This is a genomic window from Actinacidiphila acidipaludis, assembly GCF_019890725.1.
GTDB lineage: Bacteria > Actinomycetota > Actinomycetes > Streptomycetales > Streptomycetaceae > Actinacidiphila > Actinacidiphila acidipaludis.
The window spans coordinates 1-22404 of sequence record NZ_JAINZZ010000088.1; the positions used below are offsets into that span (position 1 = coordinate 1).

18 protein-coding genes are annotated in these 22404 nt (G+C 71.8%); 12 read left to right on the forward strand and 6 right to left on the reverse strand.

Features of this window, described 5'->3' with window-relative positions; all coding sequences use genetic code 11:
• Nucleotides 1-49 precede the first annotated feature (49 nt).
• A complete protein-coding gene (locus tag K7862_RS35000) occupies nucleotides 50-424 on the forward strand; it encodes a YybH family protein (RefSeq protein ID WP_222969451.1) in 375 nt (124 codons plus the stop codon).
• A 60-nt stretch (nucleotides 425-484) separates the two neighbouring features.
• Here the strand turns inward: K7862_RS35000 and K7862_RS35005 are convergent, their stop codons facing one another.
• A complete protein-coding gene (locus K7862_RS35005) occupies nucleotides 485-1198 on the reverse strand; it encodes an SDR family NAD(P)-dependent oxidoreductase (RefSeq protein ID WP_222969419.1) in 714 nt (237 codons plus the stop codon).
• 314 nt (nucleotides 1199-1512) lie between these two features.
• On the opposite strand from K7862_RS35005, the gene K7862_RS35010 reads away from it, so the two are divergent.
• Genes K7862_RS35010 through K7862_RS35020 form a run of 3 tightly spaced genes read left to right on the forward strand, consistent with a single transcriptional unit; the run spans nucleotide 1513 to nucleotide 4512 of the window.
• Entirely contained in the window at nucleotides 1513-2130 is a 618-nt protein-coding gene (locus K7862_RS35010; protein WP_222969421.1) for a VOC family protein, read from the forward strand.
• A complete protein-coding gene (locus K7862_RS35015) occupies nucleotides 2127-3155 on the forward strand; it encodes a zinc-binding dehydrogenase (RefSeq protein WP_222969423.1) in 1029 nt (342 codons plus the stop codon). The genes K7862_RS35010 and K7862_RS35015 overlap by 4 nt, the downstream gene beginning before the upstream one ends.
• Before the next feature lie 31 nt (nucleotides 3156-3186).
• Nucleotides 3187-4512 carry a dihydrolipoyl dehydrogenase family protein gene (locus K7862_RS35020; protein WP_222969425.1) on the forward strand — a complete coding sequence of 442 codons (1326 nt, stop codon included), beginning with the start codon at nucleotides 3187-3189 and terminating at the stop codon, nucleotides 4510-4512.
• A 66-nt stretch (nucleotides 4513-4578) separates the two neighbouring features.
• Here K7862_RS35020 and K7862_RS35025 read toward each other — a convergent pair whose 3' ends face one another.
• A complete protein-coding gene (locus tag K7862_RS35025) occupies nucleotides 4579-7857 on the reverse strand; it encodes a glycoside hydrolase family 3 C-terminal domain-containing protein (RefSeq protein ID WP_222969427.1) in 3279 nt (1092 codons plus the stop codon).
• Between the two features lie 346 nt (nucleotides 7858-8203).
• Here K7862_RS35025 and K7862_RS35030 point away from each other — a divergent pair, with 346 nt between their 5' ends.
• A complete protein-coding gene (locus K7862_RS35030) occupies nucleotides 8204-9412 on the forward strand; it encodes an ROK family protein (RefSeq protein ID WP_222969429.1) in 1209 nt (402 codons plus the stop codon).
• A 28-nt stretch (nucleotides 9413-9440) separates the two neighbouring features.
• Here the strand turns inward: K7862_RS35030 and K7862_RS35035 are convergent, their stop codons facing one another.
• A complete protein-coding gene (locus K7862_RS35035) occupies nucleotides 9441-11534 on the reverse strand; it encodes an MGH1-like glycoside hydrolase domain-containing protein (RefSeq protein WP_222969431.1) in 2094 nt (697 codons plus the stop codon).
• Nucleotides 11535-12132: 598 nt separating this feature from the next.
• Between K7862_RS35035 and K7862_RS35040 the strand changes: the two genes are divergently transcribed.
• Complete coding sequence (locus K7862_RS35040) at nucleotides 12133-12384, forward strand: hypothetical protein (protein WP_222969433.1); 252 nt, start codon at nucleotides 12133-12135, stop codon at nucleotides 12382-12384.
• Between the two features lie 375 nt (nucleotides 12385-12759).
• On the opposite strand, the gene K7862_RS35045 is transcribed toward K7862_RS35040, so the two are convergent.
• On the reverse strand, nucleotides 12760-13155 hold the full coding sequence (locus tag K7862_RS35045) for a hypothetical protein (protein ID WP_222969435.1): 396 nt from the start codon (nucleotides 13153-13155) through the stop codon (nucleotides 12760-12762).
• 748 nt (nucleotides 13156-13903) lie between these two features.
• Here K7862_RS35045 and K7862_RS35050 point away from each other — a divergent pair.
• Together K7862_RS35050 and K7862_RS35055 are read left to right on the forward strand one after the other, a co-directional pair.
• The gene (locus K7862_RS35050) at nucleotides 13904-15154 is read left to right on the forward strand and encodes a helix-turn-helix domain-containing protein (RefSeq protein ID WP_222969437.1); all 1251 of its coding nucleotides are present in this window, start codon (nucleotides 13904-13906) and stop codon (nucleotides 15152-15154) included.
• An 83-nt stretch (nucleotides 15155-15237) separates the two neighbouring features.
• Nucleotides 15238-15504 carry a hypothetical protein gene (locus tag K7862_RS35055; protein WP_222969439.1) on the forward strand — a complete coding sequence of 89 codons (267 nt, stop codon included), beginning with the start codon at nucleotides 15238-15240 and terminating at the stop codon, nucleotides 15502-15504.
• Between the two features lie 169 nt (nucleotides 15505-15673).
• On the opposite strand, the gene K7862_RS35060 is transcribed toward K7862_RS35055, so the two are convergent.
• A complete protein-coding gene (locus tag K7862_RS35060) occupies nucleotides 15674-15820 on the reverse strand; it encodes a hypothetical protein (protein WP_222969440.1) in 147 nt (48 codons plus the stop codon).
• A 296-nt stretch (nucleotides 15821-16116) separates the two neighbouring features.
• Here K7862_RS35060 and K7862_RS35065 point away from each other — a divergent pair, with 296 nt between their 5' ends.
• Entirely contained in the window at nucleotides 16117-18306 is a 2190-nt protein-coding gene (locus K7862_RS35065) for a SpoIIE family protein phosphatase (protein WP_222969442.1), read from the forward strand.
• An 18-nt stretch (nucleotides 18307-18324) separates the two neighbouring features.
• On the opposite strand, the gene K7862_RS35070 is transcribed toward K7862_RS35065, so the two are convergent.
• Nucleotides 18325-19509 carry a beta-ketoacyl-[acyl-carrier-protein] synthase family protein gene (locus tag K7862_RS35070; RefSeq protein ID WP_222969444.1) on the reverse strand — a complete coding sequence of 395 codons (1185 nt, stop codon included), beginning with the start codon at nucleotides 19507-19509 and terminating at the stop codon, nucleotides 18325-18327.
• Between the two features lie 257 nt (nucleotides 19510-19766).
• On the opposite strand from K7862_RS35070, the gene K7862_RS35075 reads away from it, so the two are divergent.
• The 3 genes from K7862_RS35075 (at nucleotide 19767) to K7862_RS35085 (ending at nucleotide 22296) form a co-directional block, all read left to right on the forward strand.
• On the forward strand, nucleotides 19767-20441 hold the full coding sequence (locus tag K7862_RS35075; protein WP_222969446.1) for a ribonuclease FAU-1 family protein: 675 nt from the start codon (nucleotides 19767-19769) through the stop codon (nucleotides 20439-20441).
• A gap of 452 nt (nucleotides 20442-20893) precedes the next feature.
• Nucleotides 20894-21607 (forward strand): hypothetical protein, encoded by a 714-nt coding sequence (locus K7862_RS35080; RefSeq protein ID WP_222969448.1) that lies wholly within the window; start codon nucleotides 20894-20896, stop codon nucleotides 21605-21607.
• Between the two features lie 206 nt (nucleotides 21608-21813).
• The gene (locus tag K7862_RS35085) at nucleotides 21814-22296 is read left to right on the forward strand and encodes a hypothetical protein (protein WP_222969450.1); all 483 of its coding nucleotides are present in this window, start codon (nucleotides 21814-21816) and stop codon (nucleotides 22294-22296) included.
• Nucleotides 22297-22404: the final 108 nt, after the last annotated feature.

Genomic DNA, 22404 nt, shown 5'->3' on the forward strand with positions numbered 1-22404 from the left:
TGGCACGCCGGCCGGCTTCCCCCAGAACAACGAACATGAGGAGACTCCGATGACCAGTGCTGCGACGGACGACGCGGCGGTCCTGCGTTCCGTTCTCGACGAGTGGAAGGCGGGCGTCGACGCGCACGAACCCGAGCGCGTGGCCGCCGGCTTCACCGAGGACGCGGTCTTCCAGGGGCTGCACCCGTACACCGTGGGGCGGCCGGGAGTGGCCGCCTACTACGCCTCCCAGCCCCTCGGCATGACGGCGCAGTACGAGATCCTGGAGACACGACGACTCGCCGACGACGTCGTGTTCGGCTACCAGAAGGTGGTGTTCGCCTTCACCGACCGGGCCTCGATCACGGTCAACCTCAGCCTGCTGGTGAAGCGGGTGGGCGACACCTGGTCCATCGCCCACTACCAGGTCTCGCTGCTGCCCTGACCTGCCGCGCCTCCGGAACCGGGCCGGCACACCGTGGCGGCCCGGGCCGCACCGGCGGACTCAGTGCCCGGCGCTCTGCCCGCCGTCGACATGCGTGATCTCGCCGGTCACGAACGGGGCCCGTTCCAGGTACAGCACCGCCCGGACGACGTCCTCGACCTCGCCCAGCCGGCCGACCGGGTGCAGAGCGGCCAGGGCGCCGCCCGGATCGGCGGGGTCGGCCGCAGGGCGGATGACACCGAGCGCCACGGCGTTCACCCGGATTCCGCGGGTCGCGTACTCGATGGCCAGCGACCTGGTGGCGGCGTCCAGCCCGCCCTTGGTCAGGGCCGTCATCCCCGCCTTCACCCGTGCGTCGGCCTGGTCCACCAGGCTGGTGGTGATGGTGACGACGTGGCCGCCGCCGTCGCGTGCGAGCATCGCGGCGACCGCACCGCGGGTGAGCTCGAAGAAGCCCCGCAGATTGACCCCGGTCACCGCGTCGAAGTCCTCGCCGGTGTAGTCGGTGAAGGGCTTGGAGACGAAGATCCCGGCGCAGTTGACCAGGGTGTCGATCCGCCCGAACCGATCCAGCACGGCGGACGCGACCCGGTCGCCCGCGCCGGGCTCGGCCACGTCGGCGGGCACGGCGAGCACCTCCGGGTCGTCCGTCGCGTCGACGGAACGGGCCACGGCGGCGACCGCGTAGCCCAGCCCGCGGTAGGCCGGCACCAGGGCGGCTCCGATGCCACGGGAGGCTCCGGTGACGACCGCGACCTTCTGTGGGGTGTCCATGAACGGATCCTCCCGTGCCGCCCTCCCCCGGCGGCGCATTGCCCTGTGTGTCGCGGCGGGCGGCGCCGCACCGGGTCGGCGGCCCGGCCGCCCACATGCGACCGGTCGTACGTCTGTCTACGCTGGTGTACGTGCGCATCGCCCGGACGCGGGCGGGGCCTTCTGACGCGCCCGAAGGGCCGAGGAGGCGGGTGAGAGGCGGCCGCAGCGCCGTGACCACCGGTCAGAACCAGCACGTCGCCGCCGGGACGGCCGAGCGGCTCCCGAGGCCTGCTCCCCGAGCAACTGCCTGCCTGGATACAGGAGACCCTTCCATGGACATGAAACTCGAGGTCGTCGTCGTCCCGGTGTCCGATGTGGACCGGGCGAAGAAGTTCTACACGGACCTGGGCTGGCGGCTGGACGCCGACGTGGCGCCGGACGACACCTTCCGGGTGGTGCAGATGACCCCGCCGGGTTCACCGGCGTCGGTCATCTTCGGCACGGCGGTCACCGAGCAGGCGCCGGGGTCGGCCCGCGGCCTGCACTTGATCGTCGATGACATCGAGGCCGCCCGCGAGGAGCTGAAGCGGCTCGGCGCCGGCCCGAGCGAGGTCTTCCACGACGAGGGCGGAGTCTTCCACCACGGCGGCACCGACGCGCGTGTCGCGGGCGCCGACCCGCAGCGGACCAGCTACGGATCGTTCCTGTCGTTCAGCGACCCGGACGGCAATGGCTGGCTGCTGCAGGAGATCACCACCCGGCTTCCGGGCCGGATGGATCCGGCGGCCACCGCCTTCTCCTCGGCCGACGACCTCGCGTCGGCCATGCGGCGGGCCGCGGCGGCGCACGGCGAGCACGAGGCGCGCATCGGCGCCGAGGACCCGGACTGGCCTTCCTGGTACGCGCGGTACATGGTGAGCGAGCAGGCCGGGACCGAGCTGCCGACATGAGCCCGACAGCTCGCTACCGCGCGTGGACGGTCACCGGGCAGCGGACGTTCGAAGCCGTCGAACGCGAACGGCGGGAGCCGCCGCCCGGACAGGTGCGGATCCGCGTCGACGCCTGCGGGATCTGCCACAGCGACGTGCTGGCGGTCGAGGGGCTGCGCCCCGACCCGTCCGTTCCGGTCGTGCCCGGCCACGAGATCATCGGTGTGGTCGAGGCGGTCGGCGCGGGCGTGGCCCCGGTCTGGCGGGTCGGCGAGCGGGTCGGCGTCGGCTACCTCGGCGGTCAGGACAACGTGTGCGACCCGTGCCGGCGCGGTGACTTCGTCAACTGCACGGACCAGCCCAGTACCGGCACCGACGTCGACGGCGGCTACGCCGAGGTCACCTACGCGCGGGCGTCCGGGCTCGTGCGGATCCCGCCGGAGCTGGACGCCACCGCCGGGGCCCCGCTGCTGTGCGCGGGCCTGACGGTGTACAACGCCCTGCTGGCGGCCGCCACGCGTCCCGGGTCCCTCGTCGCCGTCCAGGGCATCGGCGGCCTCGGCCATCTCGGCCTGCAGTACGCCCGCGCCCTGGGGCACCACGTGGTGGCCGTCGCACGGGGCGAGGGAAAGGCCGCGCTGGCCCGCGAACTCGGTGCTGAGCACTACATCGACAGCACGCGGACCGATCCCGGCGCAGCACTGCGGGAACTCGGCGGAGCCGCGGTGATCGTCGCCACCGCGGCGTCGGGAGCGTCGATGTCACCGCTGGTCGCGGGCCTCGCTCCGCACGGCCGGCTGGTCGTCGTCGGGGCGGCACCCGACCCCCTCGAGGTCATGCCGCTCGACCTCATCTTCGGCGGTCGGATCGTCAGCGGGAACCTCACCGGCACCTCGATCGAGAACGAGGACAACATCAGGTTCGCCGTCGAGCGGTCGATCCACTCCATCAACGAGGTGTACCCGCTGGACGACGCACCGCGGGCCTACGAGCGGATGGCCTCCGGCGACGCCCGTTTCCGCGCCGTCCTGGCCATGGGGACATGACAGCGCGGGGACGTGACAGCGGGAGGCGCGGATGAGCACGGATTTCGACGTCATCGTGATCGGCGGCGGTTCGCCCGGTGAGCACTGCGTGGGCGCGATGGCCGGACGCGGGTTGCGCCTCGCCCTGGTGGAGCGGGAACTCGTCGGCGGCGAGTGCTCGTACTGGGCGTGCATCCCGTCGAAGACGCTGCTGCGGCCGGGCGAGGCCGTGCACGACGCCCGCAACGCCGCGGCGACCGCCCAGGTCGATGTCGAACAGGCCCTGGCCTGGCGGGACTTCATGGTCTCCGACTACTCCGACGCGGGGCAGGAACGCTGGCTGGCCGACAACGGAATCACGCTGCTGCGCGGAACGGGCCGGCTGGCCGGCCCGGGAGCGGTCGAGGTCGACGGCACCCGCCACACCGCCGACCATATCGTGGTGGCCACCGGCGCCTCCCCGATCATCCCGCCGGTCTCCGGCCTGAGCGGACTCAGCGGGCTGTGGACCAACCGCGAGGTGACCGGCATGAAGGCGGTCCCACGGCACCTGCTCGTCCTGGGCACCGGTCCGGTGGGTGTGGAAATGGCCCAGGCCGTACGGCGGTTGGGCGGCGAGGTGACCATGACCGCCGGCGGCACGCGGGTCCTGCCGCGGGAGCCGCGGCCCCTGGGCGAGGCGCTCGGCGAGGTGCTTCGCCGCGACGGGATCGAGCTGGTGCTCGGCCGGCGGACGACAGGGGCGCGCAGCGAGGGCGGCGACTACGTGCTCACCCTCGACGACGGACGTGAACTGCGCGGCGACAAGCTGCTCGTGGCCACCGGACGGCGCCCGCGGGTCGACGACATCGGCCTGGAGACGGTGGGCATCCGCCCGGACGCGAAGGGCATCCCGGTCGACGCCCGTCTGCGGGCCGGGGACGGTTTGTGGGCGGTCGGCGACGCCACCGGCATCGGGATGCTCACCCACGTCGGCAAATACCAGGGCGAGGTCGTCGCGGACAACATCCTCGGCACTCCGCGCGAGGCCGACTACACCGCCGTGCCGCACGTCGTCTACACCGACCCGCAGGCCGCGTCGGTGGGCGCCGTCGAAGCGCCGCTGAGCGCGACGGTGCCGATCTCCCAGGTGGCCAAGACCGCCGCGTACACCCGGGCCTACGCCGACGACCCCGGATATCTCACGCTGCTCAGCGACGGCCGGGTCCTCACCGGGGCGCACGCGCTCGGGCAGGAGGCCGGCGAGTGGCTGCAGCAGGCGACGCTGGCGATCCGCGCCCGGGTTCCGCTGGAGGTGCTGCGCGACACGATCCAGCCGTTCCCGACGTTCTCCGAGATCTACGTCGCCGCGATCACCTCCCTGCACGATCAGCTCTGATCCGGCGCGAACGGCGTGCGGCCGGCTCTCTCCCGCGGGAGAGAGCCAGCCGCACCCGGTGTCGAGCTAGCCGATCACGGCATCGAAGAGGTGCATGCCGGGGAGGTTGGGCAGGGTGAGGTAGGCGATCTGCTTGCCGGAGGTGAGGGGCACGCTGGTCGCGTACAGGCTCACCTTGTGCGGACCGTTGCCGTTGGGCGGCTGGTTCCAGTTCGCGGCGGTGGCCACCAGCGTGTCACCGGTCGCCGGTGAGTTGGCCCACCAGTCGGCGAGGTTGACGGTCGCGGTGGACGTGGTGCCGTCGGTGTAGGTGACGGTGACGTCGCCGCTCTGGTTTCCCGGACCCCCGGCGCCGAGCAGGCTGAGCTTGCTCCCGCTGCCGGACATGGTGATCACCTGTCCCTGCGTGGCGATGTTGTCCGGCGTGCCGGACGGCACGTCGGGCCAGGTGAACGTGGTCGGCCCCGCGGTGACCGGCTGTCCCGGCCTGATGCCGACGGCCGCGAGTTGCTGCGCCGAGAAGCTGTACCCGGAGCCGTCGAAGTCCGCCGACGCCGGGTCCGAGTCGTCGCTGATTCCCGCGTTGTTGAAAGCGCGGGCCCAGTCCGTGTAGGGGGTGGTGACGGTTCTGACGACCTGGGTGACCTTGGCGTGTCCCACCTTCTCCTCGTCGAAGGCGGCGTCCAGCGTGAGGTGACCGGAGCCGGGTTCGGCGGTCGCCGGCGGGGTCACGGTGAAGCTGAGATCGGTGGTGGAGTGGCGGGCGGCCTGCTTCAGCCGGACCGTCGAGGGGCTGACGGTCCAGCCGGCGGGGACGCCGGGGGTGATGGTGACGTTCCGCACGGGCACGTCGGCGTCGTTGACGAACGTTCCGGAGATCGTGACGGCGTGGGCCGGCACGATGGACGGCGTCTGCAGGGTGACGCCCTGCGAGCCGTAGGAGCGGACCACCCGCACCGACGCGCGGGCCGGCAGGTTCTGCGAGGAGTCGCCGACCAGCAGGCCGTAGTCGCCGTCGGCCACCTGCCAGTTCTGCGTGGTCTCGTTCCAGGTGCGGAAGTCCGAGGCGGCGGGCACGTCGAAGGTGACGTGGCGGGTCTGGCCCGGCGCGAGGTTCACCTTCTGGAACGCCTTGAGCTGCGCGGGCGGTTCACCGGTGGTCGCGGGGTCGCGCACATAGAGCTGGACGACGTCGGAGCCGGCCCGCGAGCCGGTGTTGGTGACGTCCACGGTGGCCCGGACGGTGCCGAGCGAACTGGTGGTGGGAGCGGAGACCTTGAGGCCGCTGTAGCGGAACGAGGTGTAGGACAGGCCGTATCCGAAGGGGAAGAGCGGGTCGATGTTCTTCGCGTCGTACCAGCGGTAGCCGACGTTCAGGCCCTCGGAGTACTGCACCTTCCCGCCGGTGCCGGGCCACTGCGCGGCGGTGGCGGCGGGCACGTCCTTCAGGCTCTTCGGGAACGTCACCGGCAGCTTGCCGGACGGGTTCACGTCGCCGAACAGCAGCGACGCGATGGCGTTGCCGTCCTCCTGGCCGGGGTACCAGGCCTCGAAGACGCCCTTGACGGCGTCCAGCCATGGCATGGTGACCGCGGAGCCGGTGTTGAGCACGACGACGGTGTCGGGGTTGGCGGCGGCGACGGCCTGGATCAGCGCGTTCTCCTGCGCGGGCAGGTCGATGTCCTGCAGGTCGCTGCCCTCGCCCTCGAAGTCGCTGGCGAAGACCACGGCGACGTCCGAGGACTTGGCGAGGTCGACCGCCTGCTGGATCGGGGTGCTCGGGCCGCCGGGCGGCTGCCACCCCAGGTCGAGGAGCGAACCGCCGCCGTCCTGGTAGTAGTCGACCTCGATGCTGACCGGCCGGCCGGCGGTCAGGGTGACGGTGCCGCTCTCGGTGGTGCCGCCCTGGTCCCGCCAGTTGTCGATGATCTGGTGTCCGTCGATCGACAGCCTGCTGCCGTCGTCACTGGTCACCGAGAAGGTGTACGTGCCGGTGGTCGGCGGGGTCAGGGTGCCGGTGTACTTCGCGGACCACTGGCTCGCCGGGACCGACGGCGCCGGGGGGCTGCCGTTCCAGTTGTAGTCCAGCAGGTCGGTGTTGCGGGTGGTGAGCGGGTCACCGGACAGGGTCATGCCCTTGTAGTAGGTGCCGGTCAGGCCGCCACCGGTGCCGGAGCTGGGCGTGAGGACCGAGGCGGGCACCGTCGGCAGGGCGCCGTCGGGGCTGTCGCCCGCCGCGTACTGCACGGTGGTGTTCTTCCCGGCGCGGGCGGCGATTCCCTGGTACGGCGTGACGACCGAGTCGGCGGCGACGGCGGCCGAACCGCCGCCCGAGGTGAGGGCCTCGTTGCCGGCGTCCCTGCCGATCACGGCGATCGACGACTTCTTGCCGGACGACAGCGGCAGCAGTCCGCCGTCGTTCTTCAGCAGCACCGTGCCGTCCTCGGCGATCTTCCGGGCGACGGCCGTGTGCTCGGGTGTGGTGACGACCGAATCGGGCGTGCCGGTGGGCGGGTCGGTGAACAGGTGGTACTGGAACATCGCGGTGAGGATGGGCCGCACCAGGTCGTCGATGGTCGACATCGACACCTCACCGCCCGCCACGGCCTGCTTCAGCGGCGCGCCGTAGTAGGAGCCGCCGGGCATCTCCATGTTCATCCGCGCGTCCGCCGAGGCGACGGTGGAGTGAGTGGCGCCCCAGTCCGAGGTGACGAACCCCTGGTAGCCCCACTGGTCGCGGAGCACCTGCTTCATGATGTACGGGTCCTGGCAGGCCGGCTGGCCGTTGATGAAGCTGTAGGAGCACATCAGCGAGGCGGGGTGGGCCTGCTTGACGACCGCCTCGAACTGCGAGAGGTAGATCTCCTGTTCGACGCGCTGGCTGATGATCGCGTCGTCGTCGGAGTTGTTGCGGTTGGCCTCCTGGTTGTAGACCGCCCAGTGCTTGAGCTGGGCCATCTCACCGGTGCCCTGGATGCCGTCCACGTCGGCGGTCCCGATCTGGCCCGCCAGGTACGGGTCTTCGCCGTAGCTCTCGAACGCGCGGCCCCAGCGCGGGTCGCGGACGATGTTGACGGTCGGGCCGAGGTCGACGTCGTCGCCCTTGCCCCACTGCTCGCTGCCGACGACCTGGCCGTACTGCCGGGCCAGCCCGGAGTCCCAGGTCGCGGCGTCGGCCACCGGCGCGGGGAGCTGGGTGACCCCGGTCATCTGGTGCCCGACACCGGCGGGCGAGTCGTCGAGGGTCAGCTTCGGGATGCACAGGCGCGGGACGGCGGGCACCGTCCCCGCGTACTCGCCGCTGTTGTCGCCGTGCAGTTCGCCCAGTTTCTCGTCCAGGGTCATCTGACCCAGCACCTGGTCGACGCGCTGGCCGACCGGCGCCGTCGAGGTGACCCAGGGGCAGGCGGCCGACGCCGCGGACGGGGCCGCCGCAGGCGCCGCCTGCGAGACAGCGACCGGTGAAAGGATGAGAGCTGACGCTATTGCGACGGTGAGCGCATGAATTCGTCTGCGGCGAAACCGCCGCGAAGAGGTACTCATCATTCGAACTCCTCGTGCCGTACAGGCTACTTTGACATCGTTGTCGAGATGGGACGGTCGAACAGCCGCCTCCGCGGGGCTCGCGGACAACGACCAGTCTGGGAAAGGAATCTGCCGCCTACCGAAGGAAACCCGTACACTGCCCGGCATGGACAGCAACGACTCGGGGTCGCTCTCCGCTCGCCGGAGGCGCACACGCGATCAGGTCATCGCGATACTGGCGCAGCACAGCAGCGGCTTGACGCGGGCGAGTCTGAGCCGGATGACCGGGTTGTCGGCCAGCGCGATCAGCGACTGTGTGTCGTCGCTGCGGTCGAGCGGCCTGGTGGTCGAGTCCTCCTCTCCGCTGGGGAACGGCTCGGGACGCGGGCGGCGCGCGACCGTCGTCAGCCTGGTGAGCGACGAAGGAGTGGTCGTCGGGATCGACTTCGGCCACGCGCACGTCACCGCCGCCGCGGCCACCACCGCCGGTGAGGTCCTGCACCGCAGCGCGGACGCCTTGGACGTCGACCACCGGCCGGGCCAGGCGATGGACCTGGCCGCAGAACTGGCCCGCGAGTGCGTCGAACGCAGCGGCCACAGCATCGACGACGTGCTGGGGATCGCGGCGGGCATCCCGGGTCCGCTGGACATCCGTACCCAGGTGGTGCGGCCGCCGACGATCCTGTCCGACTGGGTGGGGCTGGCCCCCGCCGCCGAACTCGCCCGCAGGCTCGGGCATCCGGTGTCGATCGGCAACGACGCGGACATGGGCGCGCGCGGCGAGCAGGCGTACGGCGCCGCGCGCGGACTCGAGGACTTCCTGTACATCAAGGCCTCCCACGGCATAGGCGCCGGCATCGTCATCGGTGGCCGCCCGTACCGCGGGGCGACCGGCATGGCCGGGGAGATCGGGCACACCCAGATCCCCGACGCCGCGAACTGGTGCCGCTGCGGCAGCCGCGGCTGCCTGGAGACCGTGGTCTCCAGCACCACCGTCCGGCGCCAGTTGGCGCACGTCCTCGCCACGCACGAGGACGCCCTCGACGACCACGCCGTCCCTCCGCTGTCCGAGCTGAGCGACAACCCGGCCGCCGCCCGGGTGCTGAGCGAGGCGGGCCGCACGGTGGGCCGCGTCCTGGCCGGTCTGGTCAACTGCCTCAACCCTTCCGCTGTGGTCCTGGGCGGCGAACTCGGTTCTGCCGGGGAGCCGTTCGCCGCCGGCATCCGGGAGTCGGTGGCGCGGTACGCGCAGCCGGCCAGCGCCCAGGCGGCCGAGGTGATCACCGGCCGGCTCGGCGCGGAGGCCGAGGTGCGAGGCGCCATCGCGGCCGCGGTCGCCGCCACCCGCCTGCGGCTGACGGGCGCCGGGGTCTGAGCGGCGCGGACGCCTCGCACCGGTCGGTTCACCCCGCGGTGGAGTGGAACTCGGCCCAGTCGAGGTTGATCGACCCGTTGTCACCAGCCCCGTAGGAAAGGGTGATCACGGGGTCCGGGCCGGTCAGCGGGATGTCGTCGAAGGTGACCGTGCCCCAGCTGTCCCAGCTGTCGGAGACCTTCGGGAAGGACACCTGACGGACCGTCCGGCCGTCGACCGAGAGCGTCATCGTGCGGGTGTCGCTGTTGGCGTTGGCGTACCGCAGCGTCAGCGAACCGGTGCCCGCCGCGGACGTGGTGCGGTGCACGGTGTACGACGACGCGGCGCCCTGCGCCCACAGCCCGTCGATGAAGGCCCGGCCGCTGTAACCGGTGTGGTTCACATTGGTCTTGGCGCCACCGGTGTTCAGGGCGTCCTCGGCCTCGATGTGCCCGGGGCCGGGGCAGCCGAGGAGCGCGGGCGTACCGGCGGTGTCCGGGCAGCGGTCCCGTGCGTCGGGCACGCCGTCCGCGTCCCGGTCGCCGGCGGTCGCGCCGGTGAGGGTGATCTCGACGGTGTGGTCGCCGGTGAGCGTCGCCGGAAGGGTGGCGGCTCCGTGGACGCGCTTGCCGTCGATGGTGAGCGACTGGACGGTCGTGCCGGCGCCGTGCAGCACGATCGTCAGGTCGGCGTCGCGGTAGTGCAGTCCGCGCAGGGTGACGTCGCCCCAGCCCGCGGGCAGGGTGGGCCGCAGGGTCAGGCCGTCGTCGCCGAAGCTCATCCCGAACAGGCCGGAGTCGATCATGTTGAGGAACGCGGTGGCCGACCAGGTCTGGTCCGGCTGCGATCCCCAGTGGAACTTCACGTCGTCGCCCAGGCGTTGGTACCCGCCGTCGACGACGCCGGTGTGGCCGTTGTAGATCTCCCAGAAGCCGCTGTTGTTGTCGGCGAGCGCCGCCAGCCGCGCGGTCTCGGAGGCGAAGGCCGTCTGCGCGCCCTGCTGGGCCAGTGCCTTGGCCCACAGGCCCTGGACCACCGGCCAGACGATGGCGTTGTGCCGGCCGGGCTGGGCATCGGAGTAGCGCGCCCAGTTGGGGTAGGTGTCGGGCATGCCCCAGGTCATCTCGGTGGCGTGCGCGACCATCGAGCGGGCCTGGGCCGGGTTGGCGATGCCGAAGAGCAGCGCGAAGGCGAGCCCGGTGCCTTCCTGGTAGGGGCCGGTGGTGCCGTCCGCCAGCAGCATGTAGTTGTACAGGCCGGTCCGCTGGTTCCAGAAGCGCTTGTTGATGGCCGACTTGAGCGCCTTGGCCTTGGCCTTGTAGGCGGCCACCTGGGCGGCGGGCTGCCTGAGACGTTCGGCCATGTTCGCCAGGTTGGTGTAGGCGGCGTAGTACACCTCGTTGGTGCTCAGGAACATGCCGGTCGCGACCCCGGGCCACGGCATGGAGCCGGTGCTGACCGACTCGGTGGCGTCGGCGGGCGGCGCGGGATATCCGGCGATGCCGTCGTTGAAGAACGACGCGCCGGTGAAGAGCCCGTAGGTGGCGTTGTAGCCGGCGGTGGAGGCGTGCTCGCGGATCGCCAGAGTGTCGGCGGCTGTCTGGTACGCGTTCTGCAGGAAGGACCTGTCGCCGGTGACGAGGTACTGGTTCCAGGCCGCGGTGACCCAGATGACCTGGTCCCACTGCTGGTCGTCCTGCTGGATCTGCAGCTTGCCGTCGGCGTCCTTGTCGACGGCGGACCACAGGGTGTTGGCGGCGAGCGCCGGATCGAGCAGGCTTGTGGCGTTCCAGCTGTTCACCGAGGCGTCGCGGGTCCACGGCTGCGGATAGCCGCCGCCCGCGCGCACGATGCCCACGCCGGTGTCCATCAGGCCGCTCTTGTTGTAGACGGCCGGGTCCCAGCTGATGGTGTTGGTCTGCAGCAGGTTCCGCAGGGCGGCCTGGTACGCCGTGCCGTACAGGGCCTGGCTGTTGGGGTTGGCGAACTCCAGCGACGGGGCGGAGGGCGCCGACGTGCCGGCCTCGGTGCCCGTGGCTCCCACGGCACCTGCTCCGTAGAGCATCGTGCTGACCGCCACCACGGTGGCCGTCATCATTCCGGTGATACGCCTGCGTCGGTTGACCGTCGGTCTGAACCTCATGACACGCCTTTCTCAGCACCGCGTGCGGCAGCGCCGGTACAGGGGGGGGAGGTTGCGCAATGTGATCCGGAAGGGCATCCGGAGCCAACGGAGTTCGACCGTAGTGAGGAAAAAGTCGCCCCGTCAACGGTCCTGCAAGAAGTTGAGACCGGCCCCAACACACAGTCGGTGAACAGGCGATTGCGGCTTACGCGCCATCACACCCCATTGCGCGCGGATACTTTGTGACTTCATGGTCGCTTTATCCCTCATTGAGAGCGCGATCAGAGTTACGCAGCCCGGCACATGGTGCGCGATAAATTCCTTTGAACGGAGAAATGGAGAACGCTTTCCCCCGGCGTGTCCACTCTCTCGGCCTCGCCCGGCACCTTCTCGCGAGGGCGCCGCGGCATCGCGCGATCCCGGGCGTGTCGCACCGGCCGGCCGGGGTGCCATGAAGTGCGATCCGGCGTGTCCCGGGCGGATCCGACGCGGTCGGCGGCCCGCCGCCCCGTCCCTGCGCGTCGAGCGCGTCGAAGTTCCTGCGCGGCCACCGCGTTCGCCGAGCGGCTGCGGAGCCTGGCCGGCGCCGTCGAGAGGGGCGCGGCTCTCGCTCGGCATGGAGGAGGCTGGCAACACGGAGGACGCCCGCCGGTACACCGAGTCCCTCCTGGTCGTGCTCGCCGAGGGGCGGACCCGCGTGGTGCAGCTGCTTGCAGAGACTCCGGCGGAGTGGGCCGTGTCGGAGGCCGGCGCGTACCAGCGGGGCATGAACCGGGCCCGCGAGGCGCGGCTGCAGTTCTGCTTCCACTGCCAGGGCGGCCCGACCTGCGGTGGCCGTTCAACCCGCCGGAACCGGTGGTCAGCGTGACCAGCGGTACGGACCGAAGGGTCACGCCGAGACCATGACCCCTGTTGCCCGGATCGCGGCCGCGGGCCGTCGTTCCTGGTCATCCGTGAGGTGGCCGCGTGAACGCCGCCGGCAACGCGTTCATGCGCGCCCTCGCCGGGTACGTCCGCCAGCAGCTGCGTGCGCCGTCGCGGGGCCCACACCGAGCGCCGGGACGCCGAGGACGGGCTGTCCTGTCCCGAGGGCGACGGGCTGACCCGGGAGGCGTGGGCCGCGCTCCTCAGCGAGCTGCCCGATGCGGCCGGACGTTTGCGCGGCCTGACGTTTGCGGGTGCCCCCCCCGAGCCAGGGAGGGCACCCTTCGGCTTACGAAGTGACGGTCACGATGAGCTGGTGTCAGCGCTCGTGGTCGTGGTCACGGTCCGACCGGTGGTCGCGGTCCGACCGGTGGTCACGGTCGCGATGGTCACGGTCGCGGTGGTCACGGTCGCGGTAGTGGCCGTGGCGGTGGTCGCGGTTGCCGTGGTCGTCGTCACCACGGCCGTGGTTGTAGTACCCGGAGTCCGGACCGCGGTAGTGGTCATCAGAGTCCGAACCCCGGTAATGGTTCCCGAAGTCCGAGTAGTCGGCCCCGGAGTCCGAGTAGTCCCCGGAGTCCGAACCCCGACCGTCGTGGTGCAGCGAGGCGTAGGAACCAGCCACGCCCGGCGTGGCGGCGCTGGCCGCTCCAGCACCACCCAGCACCGCGACGGCTGCCACGCCGACCGTGGCGGCAAAGCGAGAAATGCGCATTCTGATCTCCTGTCGCAGCAGGCGCCGCAGCGCCTGCACGGATGAACACGGCAACCGTCTCCTCCAGCGACGCTCCGCACCCATCAGCACGGCCGAAAAGACGCTCAATGTAGTGATATGACCCGATATAGGGAACCGATCACCGCAAGCGATCCCTCGGCGCATCCCCCACGGGCAATCCAGAGAGCGCCTGAGATCGCCGTACAGCGCCCTATCTGGCAGGAAGCCGGGCCGAGCGCTGCTACGGCCGACTACGTGGGAGCGTTCGGCCACTCACCGTTCCCCGTGTCGTCACGCAGCTTCGCCCCCTTGAGCCCCGCCATTCGGCCTCGGGTCGACTGGCCTGCGTCATAGGTGACGAGCAAGACGTCCCTATCGGCACCAGGAGGTGCACCGGCTCACCACGGAAGGCCGAGGCCACGGGTGCGAAGCCAGCTCTTCCATCTGGGAACTGTCGGCAACGGCGAACACGCCTGGCCGTGACCAGCGTTCCATCTGGCGGTTGAGGGTCGCAATCGCGCTGCGTGCCCGCCAGGTGGCCGATGCCGTCCGACAACGCGTCGCGCCGGCGAGTGAGGATGAGCTTGTTGAGGTCGTCGCTGATCTGAGGTCCGAGCGTCCTGACAGCCCCGTTGGCCCAGTTGAGGTAATCGCATGGGTGCGTATACCCGGTCCGGTTGCCCCGGGACAGCGGAACGGCCCCGCCTCTACCCTGGCAGTGTCGAGCTGTTCAGGGAGGGGCAACGCCATGTCCTCTGGTGGTAGCGAGAGGCTGGACCCGGAGCCGATCGCTTTCGGTCAGCGTCTGCAGATTCTCCGCACAAGGCGAGGCATGACCCGCGAAGTCCTGGCCGGCCTGGTCGGCAAGAGCTACGAGTGGGTCAAGTCCCTCGAGGCCGGGCGGCTCAAAGCCCCAGGCCTCGACACCATCCTCGCCCTGGCCGAAGCCCTGCGCGTCCGCGACCTCGCCGACCTCGTCGGCCACCACAAGGCGCACGTCGACCTGTTCGCCGGCCCCGGCCACGCCCGGCTGCCCGAGGTACGCGCAGCCATCAACACGCTGCCGCTCACCACCACCGCCGAAGCACCCCCGGCTGCGCACCTGCAGGCGCGCCTCGCACACGCATGGGCCGCCCGCCACAAGGCACCCGACCACCGGGAGGTCGTCGGAGCCCTCCTGCCCGACCTGATCCGAGACGCACAGCTCGCCGTCCGTCAGGCCGACTCCGCTCTCGACCGTCGCGCCGCGCAGGCGATCCTGTCCGAGGTCTACTCCCTGTCGCAGTTCTTCCTGGCCTACCAGCCCGATTCGGCGCTGCTGTGGCGGGTCGTCGAGCGGGGCGTGGTTGCCGCCCAAGAATCCGAGGACCCGCACGCCCTCGGTGTGGCCGCGTGGCTGTCCGCGCAGGCGCACCGCGACAGCGGCCCCGGGCACTATGACGCCGCCGACGCCGTCACCATGGCAGTCCTCGAGTACCTCGACCCGCAGCTCCCGGACGCCGGTGACGACCTCCTGGCCATCGCAGGGGCCTTGCAGTTCGAGGCCGGGTACACCGCGGCCCGCCGAGGCGACACCGGCAGCGCCTGGTCGTACTGGGACCGAGCACGGGCCATGGCCGAGCGCCTGCCCGGCGACTACTACCACCCGGTGACCAGCTTCTCCCGGACCATCATGGGCGCCCACGCCACTACGGTCGCCGTCGAGCTTCACGCCGGCGGCGAGTCGGTGCGGCAGGCCGCACGCGCCGAGGCCGACGTCATCCGGTCGCGTCCTCGACGCGCCCGCCACCGCATCGAGCAGGCCCGCGCCTACCAGCTCGACGGGCAGCCGGATGTCGCCCTGGCGACGCTGGCCCAGGCGCATGAGGCCGCGCCGGAGACGATCCGCTGGAACGGCTACGCGAAGCGGATCGTCCTCGAGGAGATCGAGTCGCGAGTCCCGGCGCGTAGGAGTCGAGCCGCGGAACTGGCGCAAAGGATCGGCCTGTTGGCAGCGTAATCGAGTGGGTACGGATCGTACCCATGCCACTGCGGTGGGGTTCATACGGTCGGTGACGTACAGATCACCGACCGGGAGATGCCATGGCCGAAGCCACCGCGCCCACCAGCGCCCACGACCCATGGCGCGATGCGCACGACACCGCCCGCGCCGTCCGCGAGGCCCTGCAGCAGCTCGGTATCCCCGAAACCGTCCTCACCCCGCTGACGGCCCGGCAGGACGCCACAGGCGCCCACCGCGTGGTAATCCCTCCGCTCCCCCTCGCCGACGCCGCGCGGCTCCTGACCGCCCTCGGCCCCGCGCTGGGCCCACACGGAGCGCACCTGTCCCGACCGGGGCCCGCGCTGTGAAAGACCTCTTACGGCTGTTCGGCCGTCACGCCGGCGCCCTGTGGATCGCCACCCTCGTCGCAGCGTCAGTGGCGGTTGGCGACCTGCTCGCCCACCTTTGAACCCCTCGCGGGACCGGGCTGGGCACCCACCCTGCGAGACCGGGCCTGCTCCCGTTTGCATCCCCCCGTTACGGGCGCGGGCAGGCGCACCCCACCATGACGCCCTGCGCGACGCAGGCCTTCTCCGACGCCCACGACTTCTGCGGGCCGGCCTGCTTGGGCCTCGCGGCCTTCAGCTTGGTGGCGGTGGAGTCCCGCTGCTTGGCGAGCTTCATGAGGTGCGCTTTGTCGTTCGCTACCGCCTTCTGCCGTGCCTTGTGGCCGCTACCGGAGTCCACGTACAGGTCGCGGGCAATCCGTTCGGTCGCGACCCGCACCCGGTCGCGCTGAGGATTGACGCACCGCGAGGACCGGTCACTGTCCGTCGTCCCGGGGGGACGGCTTTGTGCGGCGATGAGGACAGCAGTGTTATTCAATGAAGTGTGCGGTCGGGATCTCGGGGCTTCATCGCACCGATTCGGGTATGTCTCCGGTCATGGTCCGGAGTCGGCCAGTGATCTGAAAGAGCCGCATGGACTCACCTTCCTCCTCTCAGTCTTCGGCGCCGTTCGACCTGGTCAGCCGCGCCCTGGGCGACTACATCCCGCAGCGCGGCACGGCCGGTCCCACAGGCCCCGGCGAGGCGGACGACGCATCGCGGGACGACCGGCCCGGCGGCCGTGGCGGGAACGCGGGCCGCGCCACCCGGGGAGGGCAGGAGCAGATCCTCGGCGCGGTCAATCTGGACCAGGACCTGCGCATCACTCGCTGTAACCTGAACGCCCCCGCTTTCCGGGGCCTCAGCGCCGCACCGGGCGCCCCCTTCGTCGATCTGCTGCCGCCGGGCGACGTGCCCACGGTGACGCGACGGCTGCGGCAGGTCGCCGAGACGCGGGAGGCCCACGTCGCCCGGGTGCAGCGCCTGCGGCGCGAGGACGGCTCGGAGCTGGTCGTCTCGATGAGCATCCTGCCCGCCGCGGACCCGCAGGAGGGCCTGACCGTCTCGCTGATCGCGATGGCCAAGCGACTGCACCTGTACGCGTCCGAGACGGCGATCGGCACCTCCCTGGACGTGGGCGAGACCGCGCGGTCCCTCGCCCAGTCGCTGCTGGCCTGGGGGGACGTCGCCGCGGTCGACCTGGACTACGCGGTGTGGACGGGCGAGGCCGTCACCGAGCAGGCCCAGGGCCGGATCCGGCTGCGCCGGGCGGCGCTGGTGCCGGACCGGGCGTGGCCGGAGGGCTACCTCATGCCCGGCGACAACCTTCCCGGGCAGGCGAGCCGGCTGCTGGCGCTGGCGGTCGAGCGCGACGACGTCGCCCAGGCCGTCGTCATCCCCGACCGGCGGACGATCGAGCGGGCGCTCGGCGACCCCCGGCTGGTGCGGGCCCTGGTGCCGGGTGACCGTCCGGCGAGCGTGGCGTGCATACCGCTGGTCCTGGAGAGTCTGGACGGCGAGGCGCCCGTGGTGCTGGGGGTCGCGGAGGTCTGGCGGCGGCCCGACCGCCCCTTCCACGACAGCGAGCTGCTCGACCTGCAGGAACTCGTGGCCAGGACCGCCCACCATGTGGATCTGGCCCGGCAGCACCAGCGCGAGCACGCCCAGGTGCTGGCCCTGCAGCGGCGGCTGCTGCCGCGGGCCGGCGGCGACACCATCGAGGTCGCGAGCGTCTACCAGCCCACCACGCCCGACAGCGCGGGCGTCGGCGGGGACTGGGTGAACAGCTTTCCGCTCCCGGGCGGCCGGACCGCCCTCGTCGTCGGTGACGTCGTCGGGCACGGCCTCGGCGCCGCGGCGGCCATGGGCCAGCTCAGCATGGAGGCCAGGGCGCTGCTGTCGGCGGGGCTGGCGCCGGACGAGGTGCTGGAGCACCTCGACGAGACCGTGACGCTCCTGGACGACGCCGACGCCGGGCTGGTCGCCGGGTACAGCGCGTTGGGCTCGACCTGCTGCATCGCGGTGTACGACCCGGTCAGCCATCAGGTGGTGGTGTCCAGCGCGGGTCATCTCCCGCCGGTCCTCGTCCTGCCCGACGGGACCGCGGAGACCCTCAGCGTGCACCCGCACCCGGGGCTCGGAGCGGAGTTCGCCCTGCGGGAGCCGTTCGACGTGCACACCTTCGACGCGCCGCCGGGTTCCCTGCTCGCTCTGTACACCGACGGCCTGGTCGAGGACCCGGCGATCGCCATCGACGAGGGCATCGGCCGGCTGCGGGACGCGGTGAGCCAGATCCACCCCTGGGACGACCTGCAGCGCGCCGCACGGCGTGTCGTCACCGGCCTGGCCCCGCAGGGCCGCCTGCGCGACGACGTGACGCTGCTGCTCGCGCGTATGGCCGGCTGCCGGAAGCGGGACACCGCCGCCTGGCGCCTGCCCGCCCGTGACGACGCGGCCGCTCGTGCCCGCTCCCTGGCCTCGGCGCTGCTGCGGCAGTGGAGCACCAGGGACGACACGCGCGACAGCGCTCTGCTGGTGATCAGCGAGCTGGTGACGAACGCCGTCCGGTTCGCCACCGGGCCCGTCACGGTCCGGCTGATCAGGGCGGGTCACGGCCTGCTGTGCGAGGTGGGCGACACCGGCAACGGCCGGCCTCGGCTGCACCGCGGCGGACTGCTGGACGACCGGGGCCGGGGTCTGCACGTCGTCCACAAGCTCACCAGCCGGTGGGGCGTGCGGTGGACCGACACCGGGAAGGTGGTCTGGGCAGAGGTCGGGCGGTGACGCCCGGGGGTCGGTGGCTCAGAGCCACTCCCCCTCGATGGCGGTCGCCGTGAGGCCGGGCGCCGCTGCGTAGAGCACCGTGCGGCTGCCGGGCTTCTGGCCGGCGTCGTGGGCGCGCCGCAGGATGTCGAGGACGGCGGCGCCGCCGCGGTTACCGGTGGTGTAGCTGTCGCGGCTGTGGGCGAGCAGCCCTTCCGGCCACTCCTCGGGCATGGTCTGCTCCATGTACTCCAGGACGCGGGTGCCGCCGGGGTGCGCGAGGAGCAGGTCGGGGTTCCAGGGCTCGGTGTCGTCCTCGTGGCGCAGGCGCAGCCACTCCCACATGGCGGCCACGGTGTCCTGGACGGCGCGAGGTCCGCGGCGGTCCATCACGAAGTGCGTGCCGTCGGCCCGCGTCTCCAGGCGGTGCAGGTCCTGGGTGCCGGGCAGGGTGTGGTGCCAGGACGCGTCCAGCCGCAGCACGGACTCCGGCCGGGGGCGGCCGGTGACGACCACGGCGACGGCGGTGTCGGCGAAGAGCAGCCGGACGATCAGCGACTCCAGGGTGTCGTCGGCGGGCTGGTAGGTGGTGCTCAGCGCCTCCGATATGACGACCAGGACCACCCGGTCGGGGTCGGCGGCCACCAGGTCGGCGGCCAGGGCGAGCGAGCGGGTGCCGGCGATGCAGGCCCACTGCGTGGCGGGCAGCAGCAGGGTGTCGCCGCGCAGCGGCAGCCGGTTGGCCAGCGAGACGTCCAGGCCGGGCAGCGCGGGGGTGGTGGAGTGGCTGGTGATCAGGCAGTCGACGTCGGAGGCGTCCAGCCCGGCGATCTGCAGGGCGCCGCGCGCGGCGCGCTCGCCGTACTCCTGCACGGCCTCCCAGGCCGGGGCCGTGCGCTCCTGGACGGTCTGCGGGGCCGGGAGGGCCTCCAGGGCGGCGATCGCGCGGTCCACGTCCTGCTCGGAGAAGCCGCTGCTGATCAGGGCCTCGCGGGCGGGGCCCACGCCGGGGGTCCGCAGGCCGCTTCCGCTGCCGGGGGCGGTGGCCGTCTCCAGCGGCACCATCCAGCCGCGGGAGGTGATGCCTGTGCTGGCGGCGATGCCGTCGATGCGCGGCAGCCACGGCGCGTCGGTGTGCCGGGCCCGCACTTCCGCGAGGATCTCGCTGGTCTGGACGGCGTGCTCGCCGTGAATCACCGCGGGAGCGCTCAGGTATGCGGCCACAATTCGCACCTTTCTCAGCAGATCGACGGGATGCCGCGAGAGATATGACATGGGTCACGTCCGGAAGGTGATCCTCAAGTGGGGCTCGCTGCCCTCCACTTCGGACGTCGGCATCCGTTACGAGAATCCCGCGTATCGGACATTTAGTCTGTGACCCATGCAACTGGGACGTAGGTTCTTTCCTGTGAAACACCGCACACGGCGACTGCGGCCGAACACCCCGGCACGGCACCATCGATACGGGGAGAGGAGCGTCGATGCGGCGATTCACCGAGGGCGAGACCGTGGTCCGGCGCGACGTGTTCCGGGGGAAGGTCTGGAGTGCCCACGCCTTCGAGGCCGTGGAGGACGCACCGGAGGCCCTCGTCACCGCCGGGCGGCCCGGGGCGGAGGTACTGGCCTCGACGACGTGGTTCCAGTGGCTGCTGACGGGAGACGCGAACGTACGGCTCCGCGCCCTGCCCGACCTCGCCGGTGGCACGTGGGAGTTGGGCCGGTGGAGCTGGCGGGACACGGCACTGCTGCAGTGGGTGCCGCCGAAGGCGTGGTTCAGCGTGTACGCGTTCCATGACGCCTCCAGCGAGGCCGGGTTGACGCACTGGTACGTCAACTTCCAGCGGCCGATGCGCCGCACGGCCATCGGGTTCGACACCTTCGACCTGCTCGTGGACCTGGTGGTGGCGCCCGACCTGTCCCGGTGGGACTGGAAGGACGAGGACGAATACGCCCATGGCAGGCGACTCGGGGTGGTCAGCGAGACCGACCACCGGGCGGTCCGGAGCGCACGCGAGGAGGCGGTGGCGCTGATCGAGTCGAGGAGCGGGCCGTTCGCTGCCGTTGACGGCTGGACGGCGTGGCGGCCCGATGCGCGACGGGACGCGCCCGTGCTGCCGGACGACGTACTGACCGCCGGGCTCACCGGGACGGCCTGAGGTGTGACCGGGGGCGGGCGGAAGTCGGCCAACCCCGAAAACGGGCGCACCGCGCGAGAGCGGTTTCAGCGGAGGTGGACCACTGCGCGCTCTGGCCGTCGTTGTCGCGGAGGCGGCGTGCGGTGTTGTGGTGTAGACCAATTCTCGTCGCGGCGAGGTGTCCGTGGGTCTGTGACCAGCAGCGGAAGGTAAAGGTCCAGACCTTATTGGTCCAGACCCTTGCGAGGCCGATCGGTTGGTGCCACGGTACGGACGAACCCACGCGGGCGCTCCGCGCGACGTCGGCCGGCCACAGCCGGCGGGCTCCGCGCACGCTCCACCGCACCCCGCGCGTACGCGTCGACACGGTACAAGCGGCCGGTCCAGCACCGCGCCGCCGTGCCCCCACCGACCCGAGGTGTCCACCGAGGGTCGCACGCCTGCTCGTTCGCGACCGAAGGGAACGATCCACCATGCACGGAAAGTCCACCGGGCGCGGGCTGGCCGCCAGCCTCGGCACCGTCCTCCTCCTCGCGGGCCTCGCCGCCTTCGCGGGAGGAAGCCCGGCATCGGCCGACCCCAACACCACCACCCCGGTCAGCGCCGGTCCCGCCGACTTCACCCAGGCGGTGCCCACCGGCCAGCCCTCCCAGTACTCCGCACCGCTGGAGCGGTGCGCCAACGGCGTCAACCACCCGGTCAGCGGCCCCAACCCGATCCTCAGCGAGCCACTGACCACGCGGTTCACCAGCAACGTCGGCCTCTCCGAGTACGTCACGTTCACCGGCAACCAGTGGTACGGCACCTGGAACTTCGTCTTCACCAACACCACGTCGCACATCCTGTCGACCGACTGCGGGGTCCTGGTCTTCCGGGCGCCGTCGAGTTCCGACGACCACGGCTACACCGCCACGCAGCCGTACGGCCATCCCCAGCAGGACTACCTGGAAGTGCCGCGTGGCGACGGAACGTCCTTCTACGTCGCCCGCCTCGGGTTCCACGACGTGCCGCTCGCCCAACGGCAGGTGGCGCCCGGCCAGTCCTTCACGTACGCGCTCGGCGGCGTTCCGTCCTCGGCCATCACGAACACCCAGATCCGCGACTCCCTGAAGTTCACCGCGGACCTCGACCTGAAGGCCAACGAGTCCCTGATCGAGCACTACGGCACGGACCGCCTGACCAACTGACCGCGGCGGCGGACGCCCCGTACGACCCCATGCCCGGGGACGTCCGCCGTCGCTGCCGGGAGCGGGCGCCCCGAGCGCCCGCTCCCCCCACCTGTGACGAGGTCGGGCACGACACTGCCGGCGGCCGCCGTCCCGGGCGCGCGTCCGGAGCGGCCGGAGAGTCCTGTGCGAAGGGAGCCGAAGTGCGGCGGACAACGCGGAGTTGGGTGGTTCTCGGTGCGGCCTGCGCGACGCTGGCCACCGTGGCGGCGCTGCGGTCCGGCCCGGCGCCCCACGAGGACGGTTCCGGTGACGGCGGCGCGACGGGTGGGCCCACCGCGCCGCAGGCCGGGCAGGCGCTGGCCGTCGCCCGGCAGGAGTTCGGGCTGCTGTCCGGCGGCGGCTGGGCCCAGGCCTGGGATCTGTGGACCCCGACCGCCCAGCGGGCGGTTCCCCAGGCCGAGTTCGTGCGGGTCAACACCGAGTGCCGCCCACCGGTCGGTGTCCCCTATGTGATCGACGCCAGCAGCGTCCCGGACCCCACCACGGTGCGGGTCGACTGGCACCGCGCGGACACCACCGGCAGCGCCACTCTGTCCTACCGGGCGGGCCGTTGGCGGTTCGCCCCCGACGCGCGCACGCTGGCCGACTACCGCCCCGGCGCGGACCGGCTGATCCAGAACCGGACGGCGGCCGGTTCATGCCACTGACGGCCAGGCCGGCGGCCATGGCGACGCGGCCGCGCGGACCCCGGGCGGGCGCGCGCGGCCCTGCCGCGGTCGCGCGAACCCTCGCCCTCGCCGCGGTCCTGGTGATGA

Coding starts and splice junctions, on each gene's coding strand:
- K7862_RS35050 (WP_222969437.1), top strand. CDS start 13,904: ATGTCCTCTGGTGGTAGCGAGAGGCTGGACCCGGAGCCGATCGCTTTC.
- K7862_RS35080 (WP_222969448.1), top strand. CDS start 20,894: ATGCACGGAAAGTCCACCGGGCGCGGGCTGGCCGCCAGCCTCGGCACC.
- K7862_RS35005 (WP_222969419.1), bottom strand. CDS start 1,198: ATGGACACCCCACAGAAGGTCGCGGTCGTCACCGGAGCCTCCCGTGGC.
- K7862_RS35040 (WP_222969433.1), top strand. CDS start 12,133: ATGGAGGAGGCTGGCAACACGGAGGACGCCCGCCGGTACACCGAGTCC.
- K7862_RS35060 (WP_222969440.1), bottom strand. CDS start 15,820: ATGAAGCTCGCCAAGCAGCGGGACTCCACCGCCACCAAGCTGAAGGCC.
- K7862_RS35065 (WP_222969442.1), top strand. CDS start 16,117: ATGGACTCACCTTCCTCCTCTCAGTCTTCGGCGCCGTTCGACCTGGTC.
- K7862_RS35035 (WP_222969431.1), bottom strand. CDS start 11,534: ATGAGGTTCAGACCGACGGTCAACCGACGCAGGCGTATCACCGGAATG.
- K7862_RS35015 (WP_222969423.1), top strand. CDS start 2,127: ATGAGCCCGACAGCTCGCTACCGCGCGTGGACGGTCACCGGGCAGCGG.
- K7862_RS35055 (WP_222969439.1), top strand. CDS start 15,238: ATGGCCGAAGCCACCGCGCCCACCAGCGCCCACGACCCATGGCGCGAT.
- K7862_RS35010 (WP_222969421.1), top strand. CDS start 1,513: ATGGACATGAAACTCGAGGTCGTCGTCGTCCCGGTGTCCGATGTGGAC.
- K7862_RS35000 (WP_222969451.1), top strand. CDS start 50: ATGACCAGTGCTGCGACGGACGACGCGGCGGTCCTGCGTTCCGTTCTC.
- K7862_RS35030 (WP_222969429.1), top strand. CDS start 8,204: ATGGACAGCAACGACTCGGGGTCGCTCTCCGCTCGCCGGAGGCGCACA.
- K7862_RS35025 (WP_222969427.1), bottom strand. CDS start 7,857: ATGACCCTGGACGAGAAACTGGGCGAACTGCACGGCGACAACAGCGGC.
- K7862_RS35045 (WP_222969435.1), bottom strand. CDS start 13,155: ATGCGCATTTCTCGCTTTGCCGCCACGGTCGGCGTGGCAGCCGTCGCG.
- K7862_RS35020 (WP_222969425.1), top strand. CDS start 3,187: ATGAGCACGGATTTCGACGTCATCGTGATCGGCGGCGGTTCGCCCGGT.
- K7862_RS35075 (WP_222969446.1), top strand. CDS start 19,767: ATGCGGCGATTCACCGAGGGCGAGACCGTGGTCCGGCGCGACGTGTTC.